The organism is Bacillus sp. FJAT-27001 (assembly GCF_019039175.1).
Taxonomy (GTDB): domain Bacteria; phylum Bacillota; class Bacilli; order Bacillales; family Bacillaceae; genus Bacillus; species Bacillus velezensis.
Genome location: NZ_JAHOAA010000008.1, coordinates 32,547 through 49,602 on the forward strand (window position 1 = coordinate 32,547; position 17,056 = coordinate 49,602).

The following is a 17,056-nucleotide window of genomic DNA, read 5'->3' on the forward strand; positions in this document are numbered from 1 at the left end:
GTATCAGAAAGGGGCATGGTCTGGATGCTGACGATTTCCATTGATCATTCGGAAACGGCGGATTATATCTATCAGCAGATCTATCAGCACATAAAAGCGGCCGTTTTAAAGCGCAGCCTGATGCCTCATACAAAGGTGCCGTCTAAACGGGAGCTTGCCGAGACGCTGAAGGTCAGCGTAAATTCAGTGAATTCAGCTTATCAGCAGCTGCTTTCGGAAGGTTATTTATATGCGGTTGAAAGAAAAGGCTTTTTCGTGGAGGAAATTGAAACGTTTGATCATGAAGAAACGCCTTCGCTCTCATTGCCTGAAGATTTAAAAGAGCGGGAGACGGATAAAAGCGGCTGGATTTCATTTTCACATATGAGCGTGGATACGGCGCATTTCCCCCTGAAAAGCTGGTTCCGCTGTGAGCAGAAAGCAGCCGCCCGTTCATTTCATACACTCGGAGAACTCGTCCATCCTCAAGGTTTATATGAAGTCCGTGAAACAATTTCGCGGCTTATTTCCCTGACAAGGGGCGTTACATGCCGCCCGGAACAAATCGTGCTCGGAGCGGGCACACAAATGCTGATGCAGCTGCTGACGGAACTGCTGCCAAAAGACGCGCTCTACGCCATGGAGAACCCGGGATATATGAGGATGTACCGGCTGCTGCAAAACCTCGGGAAAAAGGTTGCGACGATCAGCCTTGATGAAAAAGGCATGTCCATGAACGAAATCGAAAAACGCCGGCCCTCTGTATTGATCACCACGCCTTCCCATCAATTCCCCTCAGGCGTGATCATGCCCGCTTCCCGGCGGATTCAGCTTTTAAACTGGGCCGCCGAACAGAACGGCCGCTTCATCATTGAAGATGATTATGACAGTGAATTTAAATATGACGCCGATACGATACCGGCGCTTCAAAGCCTTGACCGGTTTCAAAATGTCATCTACATGGGGACCTTTTCAAAATCCCTTTTCCCAGGTCTGCGCATCAGCTATATGGTTCTGCCGCCCGGGCTTTTGCGGACGTTCAAAGAGAGAACGTATGACCTGCAAACGTGCAGCACGCTTGCCCAGCTCGCGCTGAAAGAATTTATCGAATCAGGTGAATATCAGAAACATATTAAAAAGATGAAGCAGCATTATAAGAACATGCGGGAATGCCTCATTTCGGCTTTGGAAGAAACATTCGGAGAAAGAATCAGTGTAAAGGGCGCCAATGCGGGGCTTCATTTTGTCACTGAGTTTGAATGCGCCCGTTCAGAAAAAGAGATATTGGCACGGGCGGATGCAGAACAGCTGGATCTGTTTGCGATGAGCCGGTTCCGTCTGAAAGCGGGAGGCGATTCAAACAAACCGCAGCTTATCCTGGGGTTCGCACGCCTGAAGGAGAGCGATATTCAAGAAGGCGTCTACAGGCTTTACCGGGCGGTTTTCGGCGCATAAAAAAACCCCCGGAATTCGGGGACTTATTTACCAGCGGTCCGGCTCTGTCTGCAAAATCGCCTCCAACAGGCCGGGAAACGCCTCATGTAAATCATCTTTGCGCAGGGAATAATAACGGTGCTTCCCGTCTATACGCACTTGGGCGATCCCCGCTTCCCGCAGCACTTTGAAGTGATGGGACAGCGTTGATTTGGCGACCCGGACATCAGCACAGGTACCGCACGTTTTTTCTGTTGTTTCCGCCAATTGTTTGACCAGCTCTAAGCGGAGCGGATCACTCAGAGCATGAAGAACCTTTGTCAGCTGTAAGCGGTCGGTTTCAGGATGGTTTGGAATGTTCATGAGTCAAATGTAACACAGATCAGCGGCGGGTGACAATTTAGGCGGTGAGGGTTTTTCCTTTACCATTCACTGCGAAACATGTTACAGTTAGTTCGATAATATTCGAACTATAACAAATAAACCCAATCAGGAGGAATAACAATGATCGTCTTACAGGCTTACATGAAAGTAAAAGCGGATAAACGCGAGGAATTTTTAGGAGAAGCGCAATCACTTGTTCAGCATTCACGCGCGGAAGAAGGAAATGTGCAATACGATCTTTTCGAAAAAGTCGGTGAGGAAAATACATTCGTTATGCTTGAGCAATGGAAAGATGAAGAAGCGATGAAATTCCACAACGCAACTGACCATTTCCAAGGATTCGTGGCAAAAGCAAAAGAAGTGCTGAGTGCGCCGCTTGACGTCGTCCGCACAGAACTGTCAGAGTAACGAAAGGATGAATGACATGAACGAAGTCCTTCAAATATTAACAGACCACCGTTCCATCCGCAGCTACACAGATGAACCCGTATCGGATGAACAGCTGGACCTTATCATCCAAGCCGCTCAGGCAGCGCCGACTTCCATTAACGGCCAGCAATTTACCGTTATTGCGGTGAAAGATAAGGAACGGAAGAAAAAAATATCCGAATTGGCCGGCGGCCAGCCGTGGATTGACCAAGCGCCGGTTTTCCTTTTATTCTGCGCTGATTTTAACCGTGCCAAAATTGCGCTTGAAGAGTATAATGATACACCGCTTGAGATCACGAACGGTTTAGAGTCCGTCTTAGTCGGAGCCGTAGATGTCGGGATTGCGCTGGGTACGGCAACGGCTGCGGCTGAATCAATGGGACTCGGCACTGTGCCGATCGGCGCCGTGCGCGGCAAGCCGGACGAACTCATTGAATTGCTGAAACTTCCAAAATACGTTTTCCCGGTTTCCGGTCTCGTCATCGGCCATCCGGCAGACCGCTCCGCGAAAAAACCGCGTCTGCCGCAAGCAGCCGTTCTGCATCATGAAACGTATCAAGAAGAAGATTTAAGAACCCATATCGAGGCCTATGACAAGCAGATGTCCGAATACATGAAAAAACGCACCGACGGACAGGAAACAAGAAACTGGTCACAAGGCATCACTTCCTACTATAAGCAGGTTTATTATCCTCACATTCGTGAAATGCTTGAAAAACAAGGATTTAAGACGGAAAAATAAGCGATCAGCCTGCCGGAACACTCCGGCAGGTTTTTTCTATTTCTCAAACAAAAGCGTTGACACTATGTAAAAATTTTTGTTAATATTTTCATCATATACTCATTGGTTTTCTGTGAACCGATGGGTTTTCTATTGTGACGAAAGAAGGAATCTGGGCTTATGAATGATAAGAAAACGGATATTCTGCTGGCGGCAAGAAAGCTTTTTTCCGGGAAAAGCTTTTCGTCCGTTTCGATGCAGGCGATCGCAGAGGAGTGCAAAGTCTCCAAAGCGTCTTTATATAAGCTGTTTGAATCAAAGGAAGACCTGCTCCTGGAGCTGCTCGATTTTAACCAGAAACAGATGGTAGCCGCCGCTTCATTATTGAATGAAGAAACAAGCCTCTCTCCTGAGGAACGGTTTGCCAAAAAACTGATGGCTGAGCTTGAAGGCTTCAGGCGCAATCAGCAGTTTTTTAATATGCTGATGTACGGAAGCCCCTCTTCCATTAATGAACGGGTAAAACGGCATATTCACAGGGCCCGCTCCACCTTTATCTGCTGGCATCGCGATTCACTGATTCAGACGTACGGCGAAGACATTATTCCTTATGTATGGGAGCTGGTGATCGTCCTGCAGGGGCTCCTGAGAGAATGCATCACGCTGATTAAGCTGGAAAAAGAACCGCTCGCCCTGGAGCCGCTCACGGAGTTTATCATCCGCCATCTCAATCTCATCGTCGAAAACAGGACAACCGAAACCGCTTTGCCTCAGGAGATGATTGACCTTTATATCGCCTCCGCTTCCTCATTTGAGCCGAAAGACAAAACCGTATTGCTGGCTGAAAGCCTGAAGGAACTGAAAGAAGCCGTCTCAGCCCTTCCGGAGGAAAAATATGACGCCGCAGGACTCGCTTCCGCTGCGGCTATGCTGGAGAAAGAATCAGCGGGCAAACAGCCGCGGGATTTTCTCATCAAAGCGCTCATCGGTTATTTGGAGCAGGCCGGACCGCTGCACCAGCCGCTTGCAGCCGTTAAAACATTGCTCAAACTATAAAGAAAGAAGGAATCAGCTTGAATAAGAGTATTAAAACTGCACCATACAACCGCTCTGTCATTGTCGGGATTCTTTTGGCGGGTGCGTTCGTCGCCATTTTGAACCAGACACTGCTTATTACGGCGCTGCCGCACATTATGAATGACTTCAATATAGACGCCAACAAAGCGCAATGGCTGACAACGTCGTTTATGCTGACGAACGGGATTTTGATTCCGATTACCGCGTTTTTAATAGAGAAATTCACAAGCCGCACCCTCTTGATTTCCGCCATGAGTATTTTCACGGCGGGCACCATTGTCGGCGCATTCGCCCCGAACTTTCCGGTGCTCTTAACGGCCCGGATTATTCAGGCGGCCGGCGCCGGAATTATGCTGCCGCTCATGCAGACGGTATTTCTCACGATTTTCCCGATGGAAAAGCGCGGCCGCGCCATGGGTATGGTCGGCTTGGTTATTTCGTTCGCGCCGGCGATCGGCCCGACGCTTTCCGGATGGGCGGTCGAAGCATTCTCTTGGCGGTCTTTGTTTTATATTATCTTCCCGATCGCAGTCATCGATTTGCTTTTAGCGATTATTCTGATGAAAAACGTCACGACATTACGAGAAACACAGATTGATATTTTATCTGTGATCTTATCGACCCTCGGATTCGGCGGTCTGCTTTACGGCTTCTCAAGCGCCGGTTCATCAGGGTGGACCAGTACTGAAGTGCTGACTTCGCTGCTTGTCGGAGCGGTCGCGCTGATTTTCTTTATCGCAAGACAGATGAAGCTCAAAAAACCGATGCTGGAATTCCGTGTGTTTTCTTTCGGGATTTTCAGCCTGACCACCCTGCTCGGAACGCTTGTTTTCGCGCTGCTGATCGGAACGGAAACCATTCTCCCGCTTTACACACAAAAAGTCCGGGGCGTATCCGCGTTTGATACCGGATTAATGCTTTTGCCGGGCGCGATTGTGATGGGGATGATGTCTCCGTTTATCGGCCGGGTGTTTGACAAAATCGGCGGAAAGGGCCTTGCGATGACCGGATTCTTCATCATCCTGCTCACGTCCCTGCCGTTTATGAATCTGACGGACTCGACGTCTCTTATTTGGATTGTCGTCGTTTATACCGCGCGGCTTTTGGGAACAGCCATGATTATGATGCCGGTGACGACAGCGGGAATCAACGCCCTGCCGCGCCACTTAATTCCGCACGGCACAGCCATGAACAATACCGTCCGACAAGTCGGCGGTTCTATCGGTACGGCGCTGCTAGTTTCCGTGATGAGCAGCCAGGCCGCGCACGCAAATGCGACAACTCCGGCAAACGCCGCCCTGCACGGCATGAATGCGGCATTTGTCGTAGCCGCCTGCATCGCGCTGGCCGGCTTCCTCCTATCTTTTATATTGAAGAAAAAACCGCGTCAGCCCGAGCAGCAGCAGGCCGTTACGCGGTAAACCAAAAAGAACCCGATCACGTATGTGACCGGGTTCTTTTTTTACTTCTCGATTCCGTCTTTAACTTCTTTCACCATTTGCGCCATGGATTCCAGGCCGCCTCCTGATAAATACCATGTAGCTGAATCAAGGTAGACAACATGGTTGTTTTTCACCGCTTTCACCGATTTTACATAATCATTTTCAACCACTTGTTTTGTTGAAGATTTTGTGCCGATCGCTGTTCCGCGGTCAACGACAAACATATAATCAGGGTTTGTTTTGGCGATATATTCATAAGAAATGCTTTGTCCGTGCAATGAGGCTTCGATGTTTTTGTCAGCCGGTTTGACGCCGAACACATCATGAATGAAGCCGTATCTTGATTTAGATCCGAACGCGCTGATTTTGCCGTCGTTCGCCATCACCACTAACCCGTTTTTATCCGTGCTGCTTGTCTTTTTCTTCAGATCCGCAATGGATTTGTCAATTTTCGCAAGCTTATCTTTCACTTCATTTTCTTTGTTAAAGATTTTGCCGATCACTTCGGTGTTGTGCTTGAATCTGTCAACGTAGTTTGTATAGTCATCATCAAGGTAAATCGTCGGCGCGATTTTTGAGAACTCTTTATAAGAATCAGATTGTCTGTGAGCGATAATGATTAAATCCGGGTCAATATCCGCGACTTTTTCAAAATCCGGTTCTTTTAAACCGCCTGTATTGGTGTATTTATCACTTTTATATGAAGATAAGTATTTTGGAATGTTTTGTTTCGGAAGCCCCGCCACATGATCCTGTAAACCCAGTTCATCCATCGTGTCCAGCATTCCGAAGTTGAATACGACGACTTTTTTCGGATTCTTCGGCACTTTGACGCCTTCTTTGTTCAGGTCATCTTTGATTGTGATTGTTTCTTTTGATTTGCCTGATGTTTTGTCCCCGTTTCCGCATGCAGAAACAACAAAAATCGTAACGAGCGCAATGAATAGCAATGCGAATTTTTTCATGATTTTCACCTCATCTGGTTTTTAAGAAAAGTACACACCGATCCGCTGACTGTCAATCTCTTGAATCGGGATGGTCATATCATAAATATCTTCAAGCACGGAGGTTTCAATGATCTCCTCCGCCGGCCCTTCTTTGACGATCCGGCCGTTTTTCAGTGCAACGATATGGTCTGAATATACGGATGCGAAGTTGATATCGTGAATCACTACGACGACCGTTTTTCCGAAGTCTTCCACAAGCCGCTTCAACAGCTTCATCATTTCAACGGAATGCTTCATATCTAAATTGTTCAGCGGCTCATCGAGAAAAATATAGTCCGTATCCTGAGCGATGATCATCGCGATAAACGCCCTCTGGCACTGGCCCCCGCTGAGCTGATCGAGATATTTATCCTTTAAGTCATCCAGCTTCATATAACTGAGTGCCTGGTTGATATGCACCCAATCTTCATCCGTCAGTTTCCCCTGGGAATACGGAAATCTGCCGAAGCTGACCAGGTCTTTAATCGTCAGCCTGATATTGATTTGGTTCGTCTGCTTCAGGATGCTGATTTTTTTTGCCAGATCGTTGCTTTTACAGGCCCCGATCTCTTGCCCGTCGACCGTGATTTCCCCGGAATCCGTCTTAATCAGCCGGCTCATGATAGACAGCAGCGTGCTTTTTCCCGCGCCGTTCGGACCGATAAATGAGGTGAGCCTGCCCTTTTGAATGGATAGAGACGTTTTCTCAAGGACGGTTTTCCCTCCGTATTGTTTGCTTACATTTTTGACCTCTACCATGATTTATTCTCCTTTAACAGCAGATAGATAAAATAAATCCCGCCGGCAAAATTAATGATGACGCTCAGCGTCGTGGAAAACGTGAACACTTTCTCCACGACGAACTGGCCCCCGACGAGCGCGACGATGCTGATCAGGACAGAACCTGCGATTAAATACGTGTGCCTGTAGGTTTTTAAAAACTCTCTCGCCAGATTGACGACAAGCAGTCCTAAAAACATAATCGGTCCGACAAGAGCCGTAGAGACAGACACAAGAATGGCGACGACAATGAGCATCTGTTTCACAAGCTTATCGTAATCAATCCCCAGGTTGACGGCGTGCTCCCTGCCGAGCGACAGCACGTCAAAAAACCGCGTGAACCGCCAGACATAAATGCCCGTCAGAAGAAAGACAGCACCGGCAAACCCTAAAAGATCGGTATTGATATTGTTAAAACTGGCAAACATTTTGTCCTGAACAACCTGGAACTCATTCGGATCAATCAGCATCTGCATAAAGGATGACAGACTGTTGAACAGCGTGCCGAACACGACGCCGACAAGCAGAAGGAAAAACACGTTCCGCCCCTCGCCTTTAAACATGAGCTGATACAAAACGAGGGACAAGAGCACCATCAGCCCGACGGAGATGACGAAATTAAGATTTTTGTTCATCATGACGATATTCATTGAACCGAACAGGAACACGATGACGGTCTGAATGAGCATATACAGGGAATCGAGGCCTAAAATGCCCGGTGTCAGTATGCGGTTATTTGTAATCGTCTGGAAGATGACCGTTGAAAACGCGATCGCTCCTCCGGTGAGCATCATGGCAAGCACTTTGAAGCATCGTCTCGGCAGGGAGTATTCCCAATTGCCCAGTCCGTAGAACAGGAAGAATCCGATACATATCATGGCGAGCGCCGCCAGCAGCGTAATTTTTTTATTATGACTCATATGCTTTTCTCCTTAACAGCATATACAGGAAGATGCCGCTGCCGATAACACCGACCATCAGGCCGATGGAAATTTCGTACGGGAAGATAATCACTCTTCCCAAAATGTCGCAAAACAGCACAAAAACAGCGCCCAGCAGAGCGGTGTGAGGCAGGCTGCTCCTCAGGTTGTCCCCTTTGTAAATCGACACCATATTGGGAATGATCAAACCGAGAAACGGCAGCATCCCGACGGTCAGGATCACCAGTGAAGCGATGAGCGACACGATAATCAGACCGATATTAACGACGCGTTTGTATTTCAGGCCGAGATTGACGGAAAAGCTCTCTCCCATTCCCGCCACCGTAAATTTATCCGCATACACATAAGCGATGATCACCAGCGGGATACTCAGATATAAAAGCTCATACCGGCCTTTGACGACCAGTGAGAAATCTCCCTGCAGCCATGATGACAGGTTTTGGATCAGATCGTATTTATATGCGATAAACGTGGCGATTGAGCTGACAATATTCCCAAGCATTAAACCGACGAGAGGAATAAAAATCGCATCATTGAACTTGATTCTCTCGAGGATTTTCATGAAAAGGAAATTCCCCGCCAACGCGAAAACGAAAGCGATAGACATTTTCACAAGCGGACTCGCTGACGTAAAAAGCATTAATGAAATCAAAATTCCGAGCCTTGCCCAGTCCATCGTTCCCGCAGTCGTCGGCGATACAAATTTATTCCGGCTGATCTGCTGCATGATTAATCCGCAGATGCTCAGGCTCATGCCGGCGATGATAATGCTCACCAAACGCGGCAGCCGGCTGTCAAACAATGTACCTGCCTGTTCTTTATTTAAATGAAAAATATCCAGCGGCGACAAATCTTCTACACCGATAAATATAGAAGTACACGCCAAAACCGCCAGTAGCAAAAGTAAGTAACGTAGCTTCATGCTGCCTCCCTGCACCCATCACAAACGGTATGACTGATTGCCAAACAACTCCCATATATCCCACTCGTAATGATTATCATTATCAATGACAATTATAATCTTATCATCTTTCCAAGCGCAGTCAATACAGTTTTGCTTTCAAAAGCGGTCATCCGCGGGCCGTACACTAAATTGTCTTACAATCAGTCTATCAAGAATTTGCAGGATTTTCTATAACCTTCATTTGGCTGCTTATCATTTTTTGCACATGATGACACGCTTGAGGGAAACAAATCTGACAAACAGCGGCAAAATTCCTCCATGAAAATACAAATGTTCTCCCCACGTAGAAAAAATCCTTGATTTACATGTTTGAAAGAGAGATAATAAAAATTAAATTTGTGAGAAAATTTAAATATTAGGGGATGTAAATCATGAAAGTTGTAAAATTCGGAGGCAGCTCTCTTGCGTCAGGAGCCCAGCTTGAGAAAGTGTTTCAAATCGTGACGGCTGATCCCGCGCGGAAAGCCGTCGTCGTATCGGCGCCGGGAAAACGCTTCTCGGACGATACAAAGGTGACGGATCTGTTAATCCGCTGTGCGGAGCATTATTTGCAAAAAGGTGCAGCGCCCGAGCTTGCCGAAACGGTCATTGAACGGTACGCCGCCATCGCGCGTGAGCTGAACCTGGATTTCTCTATTATAGAAAGAATCCGCAGTGACCTATTCGCTCTTTTAAACAGCTGTAAAACCAATCCCAAACAATATATGGATGCGGTGAAGGCGAGCGGCGAGGACAACAACGCGAAGCTGATCGCAGCCTACTTCCGACGGCAGGGCGTGAAAGCGGAATACGTAAGTCCGAAAGAAGCGGGGCTGTTTGTGACGAATGAACCCGGAAGCGCGCAGGTGCTCCCTGAGTCTTATGATCATTTGTACCGTCTGAGAAACCGTGAAGGCTTGATCATTTTTCCGGGATTCTTCGGTTACACGAAGGAGCATGAGATTGTGACGTTTTCCAGGAGCGGTTCTGATATTACCGGCTCCATTCTCGCCAGCGGCTTAAAAGCCGACCTGTACGAAAACTTTACTGATGTGGACGCCGTCTATTCCGTCAACCCGTCAATCGTGCGGCATCCGAAAGAAATTAACGAACTGACGTATCGGGAAATGCGTGAGCTCTCCTATGCCGGATTTTCCGTTTTTCATGATGAAGCGCTGATTCCCGCATTTCGGGCCGGCATCCCCGTTCAGATTAAAAATACGAATAATCCGGATGCGAAAGGAACGCGGGTCGTCAGCAGCCGTGACAATACGAACGGGCCAGTCATCGGCATCGCAAGCGACACGGGCTTTTGCAGCATTTACATAAGCAAATATTTAATGAACCGGGAAATCGGTTTCGGCCGCAAAGCCCTTCACATTTTGGAGGAAGAAGGATTGACGTATGAACACGTTCCATCCGGCATTGACGACATCACGATCATCCTTCGGCACAATCAGATGAACTCAGAACTGGAACACAGGCTCGTCACCCGCCTGAAGCAGGAACTTCAAGCAGATGAAGTCACAGTCAGGCACAATCTGGCGCTGATTATGGTCGTCGGGGAAGCGATGCGCCATAATGTCGGCACAACCGCCAGGGCATCCAAAGCCCTGTCGGAAGCCGGCGTCAACATCGAGATGATCAATCAAGGGTCATCGGAAGTCAGCATGATGTTCGGAGTGAAAGAAGAACAGGAAAAACACGCGGTGCGTGCGCTGTATGACGAATTTTTCGCCGGAGTCTTACTCTCATAGGGCACCGCCTCTTTTTTCTCTTGTCCACTAATATCCCTTACAAAACAGCTTCTTTTACATATTGTATGGTATAGACAATATGGAGGTGAAGCTCATGTCAGGATATTCTGGAGTCAGCTCTTTCGCTTTGATCGTTGTTTTATTTATCCTGTTGATTATTGTAGGTACTGCCTTCGTTGGCGGTTTCTAAACATCACTCCGTCTATATGAGGACGCTGCGGGTTTTGACCTGCGGCGTTTTCTTTTGTTTTCCGCCGCTGTCCAAGTCCGGCCGCGCAAAAAAGACTGCCGAGAACATTCTCGGGCAGTCTTTTCCTTTGTTCAGGTTATTTTCTTCTCACGTCATTCCTCTTTCAGCTACATGGAATTCAGCCTGATCTGTCTGGCCTGCACCTGTCACTGTAAAAATCGCGGCGGCTGCTAAACAAATAACAAACCATTTAGATTTCAATTTCATACAAACCCTCACTCCTTTGTATTTGTTTCCTTGCCTCTTCGACTTTCAGAAAATAGTCAGAAGAAATTTTAAAGCAATTTTGTTCATAGTAATATTTAGCTGCTTCTAGTGCTAAATCCTCTATATCGGCGTATAAATTTTTATCTTCCAGGTAACGGAAACACGCGCTGATTGTTTCCTCATCCGGTTTCGCCTGATACAGAGCCTGCAGCCATTCGAATTTTACCGTATAAACGGGATCGTCTGTTTCTTTAGCATATTCATATCCCCGCTTGTGATATTCCGACGCTTTTTCTTTTTTTCCGAGTTTAAAGTAAATGAGTGTGATTAGAAAATATGCTTGAGGAAGAGAATTGACGATTCTTTGTGATTCAAATGTATCGACCGCCCGTTCAAAGTACGGAATCGCTTCGCCGATGCGGTCCTGATTGTAGTAGCACAGTCCGAGGTTATACAGCGCCCTCCCGACAAGCTGCGCTTTTTGTTCTTTTTCGGCCATTTGCAGAGCGTGCTGAAAATGTTTGGCCGCCTGTTCAAAGCGCCTTTCATCCATTAAATTGACGCCGAATACAAAATGGCATTGAATGATCCGGACGTTATATGTGTCCTGCTCTACGTAAATTTCATAAGCGTTTTTTATATGTATCAAAGAAAAATACGTTTGTTTCATATGATAATAAGCTTCGGCCACTTTAAAATAAAACTCCGCCCGTTCCACGTGGTCCGATACGAAGGCCAGTTTTTTCTCAGCTTGTTTATAATATGTAATCGCTGAGATAAATTCTCTTTTATCAAATTCAAACATGCCTTTGAAAAAGTTGACGTAATAATCGAGAAGCCCTTTGAGGCCGGCCTGGCTGTTATCAATGTTATCAAGAATTTCCGACAGGGTCGGCTGGTCTTCTATCTTCAGTTTTTCCAGCGGCTCCAAGTAGTCCAGCATCAGCTGATGGCGAAATTCCATGAGGGAATAATAAAGCACTAAGTTCGAATCAGGCTCCATATGGTCAAGCTCTTGTTTGATCTCGGCCTTCAAGATCTCCGCATCCGGCACGCTGAATGTTCTGATGTATCGATACCACTCGTTAATTTTCTGCCCGACTGCTGAAGAAGGAATTAACCCGCTCTTCATTCCTTCACCCTCCCCATCCAAGACCTGTTTACCAGTTATTTTATCACGTTTCCGTCTCTTTCCATCCCGAAAAACACGCAAACTTTGTTTCGGCAGAGCGCAATTTTCCGAGTGGAGTTAAAACAGACGGCGGCCAGACGGGACCGCCGCTTTCAAGATGATTCATGTTTCGTATTCAGCGGAAGGCGGATTGTAAAGGTCGTGCCTTTTCCTTTTTCGCTGTCAATATCTATCGTGCCCTTGTGCATTTCGACGAGCTGCCTGACGATGGACAGGCCGAGTCCGTATTCGCCGTATGCCGTATTCGTCCGGGACACGTCCGCCTTATAAAACCGCTCCCATATATGCTCAATTTCCTCTTTGGAGATGCCGATCCCGGTGTCTTCGATTTCAATCACCGTTTCTTTATAGCCTTCATACCCGCGCAGCGTGATGTCTCCCTTTTGCGTAAATTGAATGCTGTTTTTCGTGATGTTGACGAGAATCTGGATCAGCCTGTCATAATCGGCGAATACTTTGACGCCGTCCTCCACTTGAATCCGCAGCTGATTTTGCTTTTCCTCCGCCTGCTGATTGAGATGCTCTTTAATAATTTCAAACACCTCGATGAGCGGCAGACTGAGCTTGTCCAGTTTGATTTGTTGGGATCTGATTTTTTCATAATCCAGGTTTTCTTTCACGAGCCTGAGCATCCGCTTCGTTTCTTCGCTGATCAGCGAGAAGCATTTCTCTTTATCTTTTTCCGGGATGGTGTTGCTGTTAAGCCCCTCCACAAGTCCGTTAATGGTCGTCAAAGGCGTTCTCAGCTCATGGGAGACATCGGCGATAAATTGGCGCCTCCGTTTTTCAAGGCGGTCAATCTGCTCTCTCGATTGCTTCAGATTTTTGGCCATGATGTTGAAATCGGACGCCAGCATGCCGATTTCATCGCCGCCGCTGTTTTTAAGAGAAATATCATAATCACCGGATGCCACTTTTCCGGTCGCATCCCGCAATGTCTGAATCCGCTTGACGTGAAATTTAGATAAAAGCCAGCTCAGCAGAATCGTGATGATAAGGGTGCTGATGATCGCGTAAATCATATAGCGGTTGACCTGGCTGATCATCTGCTCGACCCCTCTGACGGGAGACACGAGCAGCACCGCGCCTTTAAATTGATCGTTGATAAAAAGCGGTTTTGCGACAAGCGATACTTCTAAGCCTTCCGTATTAAAACGGTTCATCTCCGCTCTGATCTGAACGGTTTTCCCTTGCTTCAGCATGTGCCACTCTTTACTTTTCAGCTTCTCGCGCGGCGGCATATCGTCAGGAAAAAAGTAAGGCCGCTGATGTTCATCAAAAATAATAAACCTGGTCTCGCGCGTTTTTAACATGTCCTGATACGGATACAGGCGGCGCAGATCAAGCTCGCGGCCGTTCAGCTCACTTGTGATCTGCTGGGCGTAAGATGACAGCTCATCCACTTTATTTTGATACGCAAAATCTTTCACAAAGTGCGAAAACAGGGAAATGATGATGAAAAAGGCCAAAATCAAAATGCTGACATGGCTTAACAGCAGCTGATATAAGTATTTAATCCTCATCAAATTTGTATCCTACCCCCCACACCGTGTATAAAAACGGTTTTTCCTCACTGGACAGTTTTTTGCGCAGCCGTTTAATATGAACATCAACCGTACGTTCATCGCCGTAAAATTGATAGCCCCACACCTGCTCAAGCAGCTGCTCTCTCGAAAAAACCTGGCGCGGGTTTTGTGCGAGATAAAAGAGCAGATCGAATTCCTTCGGCGTCAGATTCTCGACAGGTTTTCCGTGCAGAAACACTTCCCGCGTCTTCTTATTGATTGAAAAACACGCCGTTTCGATCAAGTCGTCGCTTTTTACGGCCTGCCCCGTCGCCCGGTATCTTCTGATCACCGCTTTAATCCGCGCTACTAGTGTCAGCGGGCTGAACGGCTTGGTGACATAATCGTCGGCCCCCATTTCAAACCCGATCACCTGGTCGGACTCCGTGTCCTTTGCGGTCAGCATAATAATCGGCACACTGCTCGTCTCTCTTATTTTCCGGCAGATCGTCACTCCGTCCATGGATGGAAGCATAATGTCCAGAATGACTAAATCCCAGTCCTCTTCCGTGAACCGCTGATAGCCTTCCACTCCGTCATGGACAAATTCGGCTTCAAACCCTTCTTTAAAAAAGAACATTTCCGTCATGGTGCATACGCTTATATTGTCTTCTATCATTAATATCTTCATTGGTTCCTCCGCTTATCTTGACGCTTTTTCTTATAATAGCACCATTTTACTCGGATGTTTTCGGGTTTCACAATTGTTAGTTTTTATTTCATCACCCGGAAATAGTTTGTTCATATTTTTTTCATACATTTCTCCTACTATATACATATCGGATGACCGGTGCTAAAGAAGGCCGGTTTTACAAGATCTGACACCCACACGGAGGAACAGACATGAACTTTATAAAAAGAGCCTTTTGGAGTATGAAGGAAAAAAAGGGAAAAACATTTTTGCAGCTGGTTGTGTTTTCAGTGATTTGCATTTTTGTCCTGTCCGGTCTTACGATCCAGTCAGCGGCAAAGAAATCAAGCGAACTGGCAAGGCAGCAGCTCGGCGGGAGCGTCACACTCCAGGCTGACCGCCAAAAGCAAATGGCGCAGCAGCAAAAAGACGGTGAAAAGAGGACGTTTGAATCAACGCCGATTTCCGTCTCAGATGCCAAGAAGCTTACATCTTTACAGCATGTTAAAAATTACAACTTCCTCACGACAGCGTCAGCAAATGCAGAAAGCTTTGATGCGATAAAAAGCTCAGGCGAATCAGCCGATAACAGTTCCGGCGCCGGCCGTTTTCAAGGCGGCGGAAGACAGATGATTTCAGCTGATATCTCGATCGAAGGCGTGCTCTCTACGGCATTGCTTGATGATTTCACAGGCGGGAGCTCAAAAATCACTGACGGCCGCGCCATCACAAAAACAGATGCGGACGGAAAAGTCGCCGTGATTAATGAAACGCTGGCAGATCAAAACAAGCTGAAGGTCGGCGGCTCCATTACCGTTTCCTCAGCAGCGGATGATTCTAAGAAAACGAAGCTTAAAATTGTGGGAATCTATAAAACAACATCATCAGGAGACGATCAGGCACAGCATTTTTCATTCTTAAATCCTGACAATAAAATCTATACGCCTTACACCGCCGCGGCGGCGTTAAAAGGGTCTGATAACAAAAACAAAATCAGCTCAGCTGTTTATTATATGGATGATGCCAAATATATTGACTCATTCGTTGCGGCTGCGAAAAAAACATCTATAGATGATAAAACCTACGCGCTGACGACAAATGATCAGGTGTATCAGCAAATGGTCGGCCCGATTGAAAATGTCGCGTCATTTTCTAAAAACGTGGTATACCTTGTATCCATCGCGGGCGCGGTCATTCTCGGGTTGATCGTGATGATGTCGATCAGGGAACGCAAGTATGAAATGGGTGTCTTGATGGCGATCGGCGAAAAGCGCTGGAAGCTCATCGGACAATTCTTAACGGAAATTCTGGTTGTCGCCGTTATTGCCATCGGGATCGCATCCGTCACGGGCAGCCTTGTGGCGAATCAGCTCGGAAATCAGCTTCTTTCCCAGCAGGTCAGCTCAGCCGATGATTCACAGCAGCAAACAAGCGGCTGGGGCGGCATGTTCGGTCAGCATTCATCCGGCGCGGATGTCATCAGTACAATGCAGGTAAACGTCTCGCTGAATGACCTTCTGATTCTTGGCGGGATCGGCGTCGCAATTGCCGTCATCGCCACATTACTGCCGTCTGTATCAGTCATGCGGCTTCACCCTAAAACGATCCTGACCAAGCAGGAATAAGAGGAGGCAGCATAATGAGCCTATTAACCTTTCAACAGACCGGCTACTGGTACCAAGACAAATCACAGCCGCTGTTTCAGGATATAACGATCAGCTTTGAAAAAGGGAAGTTTTACACAATTGCCGGCGCCTCCGGAACGGGGAAAACAACGTTTCTGTCTCTGGCGGGCGGCCTTGACACACCTAAAGAGGGAAGCATCCTTTATAACGGAAAAGACATCTCCAAAATCGGATTAACCAAATTCAGAAATCAATATGTCTCTATCGTCTTTCAATCTTATCAACTGATCCCGTATATGACGGCGCTCCAGAATGTCACAACGGCGATGGAGATCACCGGCTCTAAGGAGAACAACAAAGATGCGTTCGCGCTCAGCATGCTGAAAAAAGTCGGCATCACCGAACAGCAGGCCCGTCAGCGGGTGCTGACATTAAGCGGCGGACAGCAGCAGCGCGTTTCAATTGCGCGGGCTTTCTGCTGTGACACGGATTTGATTTGCGCGGACGAGCCGACGGGAAATCTCGACGAGGATACGTCAAAGGAAATCGTCCGGCTCTTTCAGGATCTGGCGCATAAAGACGGCAAATGCGTCATCATGGTTACGCACGACGAACAAATTGCCAAAGTTTCGGATATCAACATCCGCTTATCAAGAGGAAGTTTCACGGTTAAAGAAAACGGCACGGCCGTTTCCTGATACCGCGCCCCTGCC

General features: G+C 47.3%; 18 protein-coding genes. 9 read left to right on the forward strand and 9 right to left on the reverse strand.

Going from position 1 to position 17,056, the window contains the following annotated elements:
- Window positions 1–24: 24 nt before the first annotated feature.
- On the forward strand, window positions 25–1,434 hold the full coding sequence (gene gabR, locus BGM27_RS17980; protein ID WP_007410280.1) for a MocR-like transcriptional regulator GabR: 1,410 nt from the start codon (window positions 25–27) through the stop codon (window positions 1,432–1,434).
- Between the two features lie 27 nt (window positions 1,435–1,461).
- On the opposite strand, the gene BGM27_RS17985 is transcribed toward gabR, so the two are convergent.
- A complete protein-coding gene (locus BGM27_RS17985; RefSeq protein ID WP_007410279.1) occupies window positions 1,462–1,776 on the reverse strand; it encodes an ArsR/SmtB family transcription factor in 315 nt (104 codons plus the stop codon).
- Between the two features lie 141 nt (window positions 1,777–1,917).
- Between BGM27_RS17985 and BGM27_RS17990 the strand changes: the two genes are divergently transcribed.
- The 4 genes from BGM27_RS17990 to BGM27_RS18005 all read left to right on the forward strand — a co-directional run bounded on the left by BGM27_RS17990 (window position 1,918) and on the right by BGM27_RS18005 (window position 5,445).
- The gene (locus BGM27_RS17990; protein WP_003156323.1) at window positions 1,918–2,205 is read left to right on the forward strand and encodes a putative quinol monooxygenase; all 288 of its coding nucleotides are present in this window, start codon (window positions 1,918–1,920) and stop codon (window positions 2,203–2,205) included.
- A gap of 16 nt (window positions 2,206–2,221) precedes the next feature.
- On the forward strand, window positions 2,222–2,968 hold the full coding sequence (nfsA, locus tag BGM27_RS17995) for an oxygen-insensitive NADPH nitroreductase (RefSeq protein WP_007410278.1): 747 nt from the start codon (window positions 2,222–2,224) through the stop codon (window positions 2,966–2,968).
- 159 nt (window positions 2,969–3,127) lie between these two features.
- Window positions 3,128–4,003 (forward strand): TetR/AcrR family transcriptional regulator, encoded by an 876-nt coding sequence (locus BGM27_RS18000; protein ID WP_007410277.1) that lies wholly within the window; start codon window positions 3,128–3,130, stop codon window positions 4,001–4,003.
- Window positions 4,004–4,020: 17 nt separating this feature from the next.
- Window positions 4,021–5,445, forward strand: a complete 1,425-nt coding sequence (locus tag BGM27_RS18005; RefSeq protein WP_007410276.1) for an MDR family MFS transporter — start codon at window positions 4,021–4,023, stop codon at window positions 5,443–5,445.
- Window positions 5,446–5,486: 41 nt separating this feature from the next.
- Here BGM27_RS18005 and BGM27_RS18010 read toward each other — a convergent pair whose 3' ends face one another.
- The 4 genes from BGM27_RS18010 to BGM27_RS18025 are packed head-to-tail and all read right to left on the reverse strand — an operon-like array spanning window position 5,487 to window position 9,095.
- Complete coding sequence (locus BGM27_RS18010) at window positions 5,487–6,431, reverse strand: siderophore ABC transporter substrate-binding protein (protein WP_007410275.1); 945 nt, start codon at window positions 6,429–6,431, stop codon at window positions 5,487–5,489.
- 21 nt (window positions 6,432–6,452) lie between these two features.
- A complete protein-coding gene (locus BGM27_RS18015) occupies window positions 6,453–7,211 on the reverse strand; it encodes an iron ABC transporter ATP-binding protein (RefSeq protein WP_003156330.1) in 759 nt (252 codons plus the stop codon).
- Window positions 7,205–8,152, reverse strand: a complete 948-nt coding sequence (locus BGM27_RS18020; RefSeq protein WP_007410274.1) for an iron chelate uptake ABC transporter family permease subunit — start codon at window positions 8,150–8,152, stop codon at window positions 7,205–7,207. Before BGM27_RS18020 ends, BGM27_RS18015 begins: the two co-directional genes overlap by 7 nt.
- The gene (locus tag BGM27_RS18025; RefSeq protein WP_015239156.1) at window positions 8,142–9,095 is read right to left on the reverse strand and encodes an ABC transporter permease; all 954 of its coding nucleotides are present in this window, start codon (window positions 9,093–9,095) and stop codon (window positions 8,142–8,144) included. The genes BGM27_RS18020 and BGM27_RS18025 overlap by 11 nt, the downstream gene beginning before the upstream one ends.
- Window positions 9,096–9,508: 413 nt before the next feature.
- On the opposite strand from BGM27_RS18025, the gene BGM27_RS18030 reads away from it, so the two are divergent.
- A complete protein-coding gene (locus BGM27_RS18030) occupies window positions 9,509–10,873 on the forward strand; it encodes an aspartate kinase (RefSeq protein WP_007410272.1) in 1,365 nt (454 codons plus the stop codon).
- 79 nt (window positions 10,874–10,952) lie between these two features.
- A complete protein-coding gene (locus BGM27_RS18035) occupies window positions 10,953–11,063 on the forward strand; it encodes a YjcZ family sporulation protein (RefSeq protein WP_369878517.1) in 111 nt (36 codons plus the stop codon).
- A 147-nt stretch (window positions 11,064–11,210) separates the two neighbouring features.
- Here BGM27_RS18035 and phrC read toward each other — a convergent pair whose 3' ends face one another.
- The 4 genes from phrC to yclJ form a co-directional block, all read right to left on the reverse strand.
- Window positions 11,211–11,330, reverse strand: coding sequence for a phosphatase RapC inhibitor PhrC (gene phrC, locus BGM27_RS18040; RefSeq protein WP_003156334.1), 120 nt, complete (start codon window positions 11,328–11,330; stop codon window positions 11,211–11,213).
- The gene (locus BGM27_RS18045; RefSeq protein ID WP_007410270.1) at window positions 11,314–12,462 is read right to left on the reverse strand and encodes a Rap family tetratricopeptide repeat protein; all 1,149 of its coding nucleotides are present in this window, start codon (window positions 12,460–12,462) and stop codon (window positions 11,314–11,316) included. The genes phrC and BGM27_RS18045 overlap by 17 nt, the downstream gene beginning before the upstream one ends.
- Window positions 12,463–12,614: 152 nt before the next feature.
- Window positions 12,615–14,048: a two-component system sensor histidine kinase YclK gene (gene yclK, locus BGM27_RS18050; RefSeq protein WP_020953885.1), complete on the reverse strand. Its 1,434-nt coding sequence runs from the start codon at window positions 14,046–14,048 to the stop codon at window positions 12,615–12,617.
- Window positions 14,035–14,718, reverse strand: a complete 684-nt coding sequence (gene yclJ, locus BGM27_RS18055) for a two-component system response regulator YclJ (RefSeq protein ID WP_007410267.1) — start codon at window positions 14,716–14,718, stop codon at window positions 14,035–14,037. Before yclJ ends, yclK begins: the two co-directional genes overlap by 14 nt.
- A 212-nt stretch (window positions 14,719–14,930) precedes the next feature.
- Between yclJ and BGM27_RS18060 the strand changes: the two genes are divergently transcribed.
- On the forward strand, window positions 14,931–16,343 hold the full coding sequence (locus BGM27_RS18060) for an ABC transporter permease (protein ID WP_007410266.1): 1,413 nt from the start codon (window positions 14,931–14,933) through the stop codon (window positions 16,341–16,343).
- 14 nt (window positions 16,344–16,357) lie between these two features.
- Window positions 16,358–17,041, forward strand: coding sequence for an ABC transporter ATP-binding protein (locus BGM27_RS18065; protein ID WP_007410265.1), 684 nt, complete (start codon window positions 16,358–16,360; stop codon window positions 17,039–17,041).
- The last annotated feature ends 15 nt before the right edge of the window (window positions 17,042–17,056 follow it).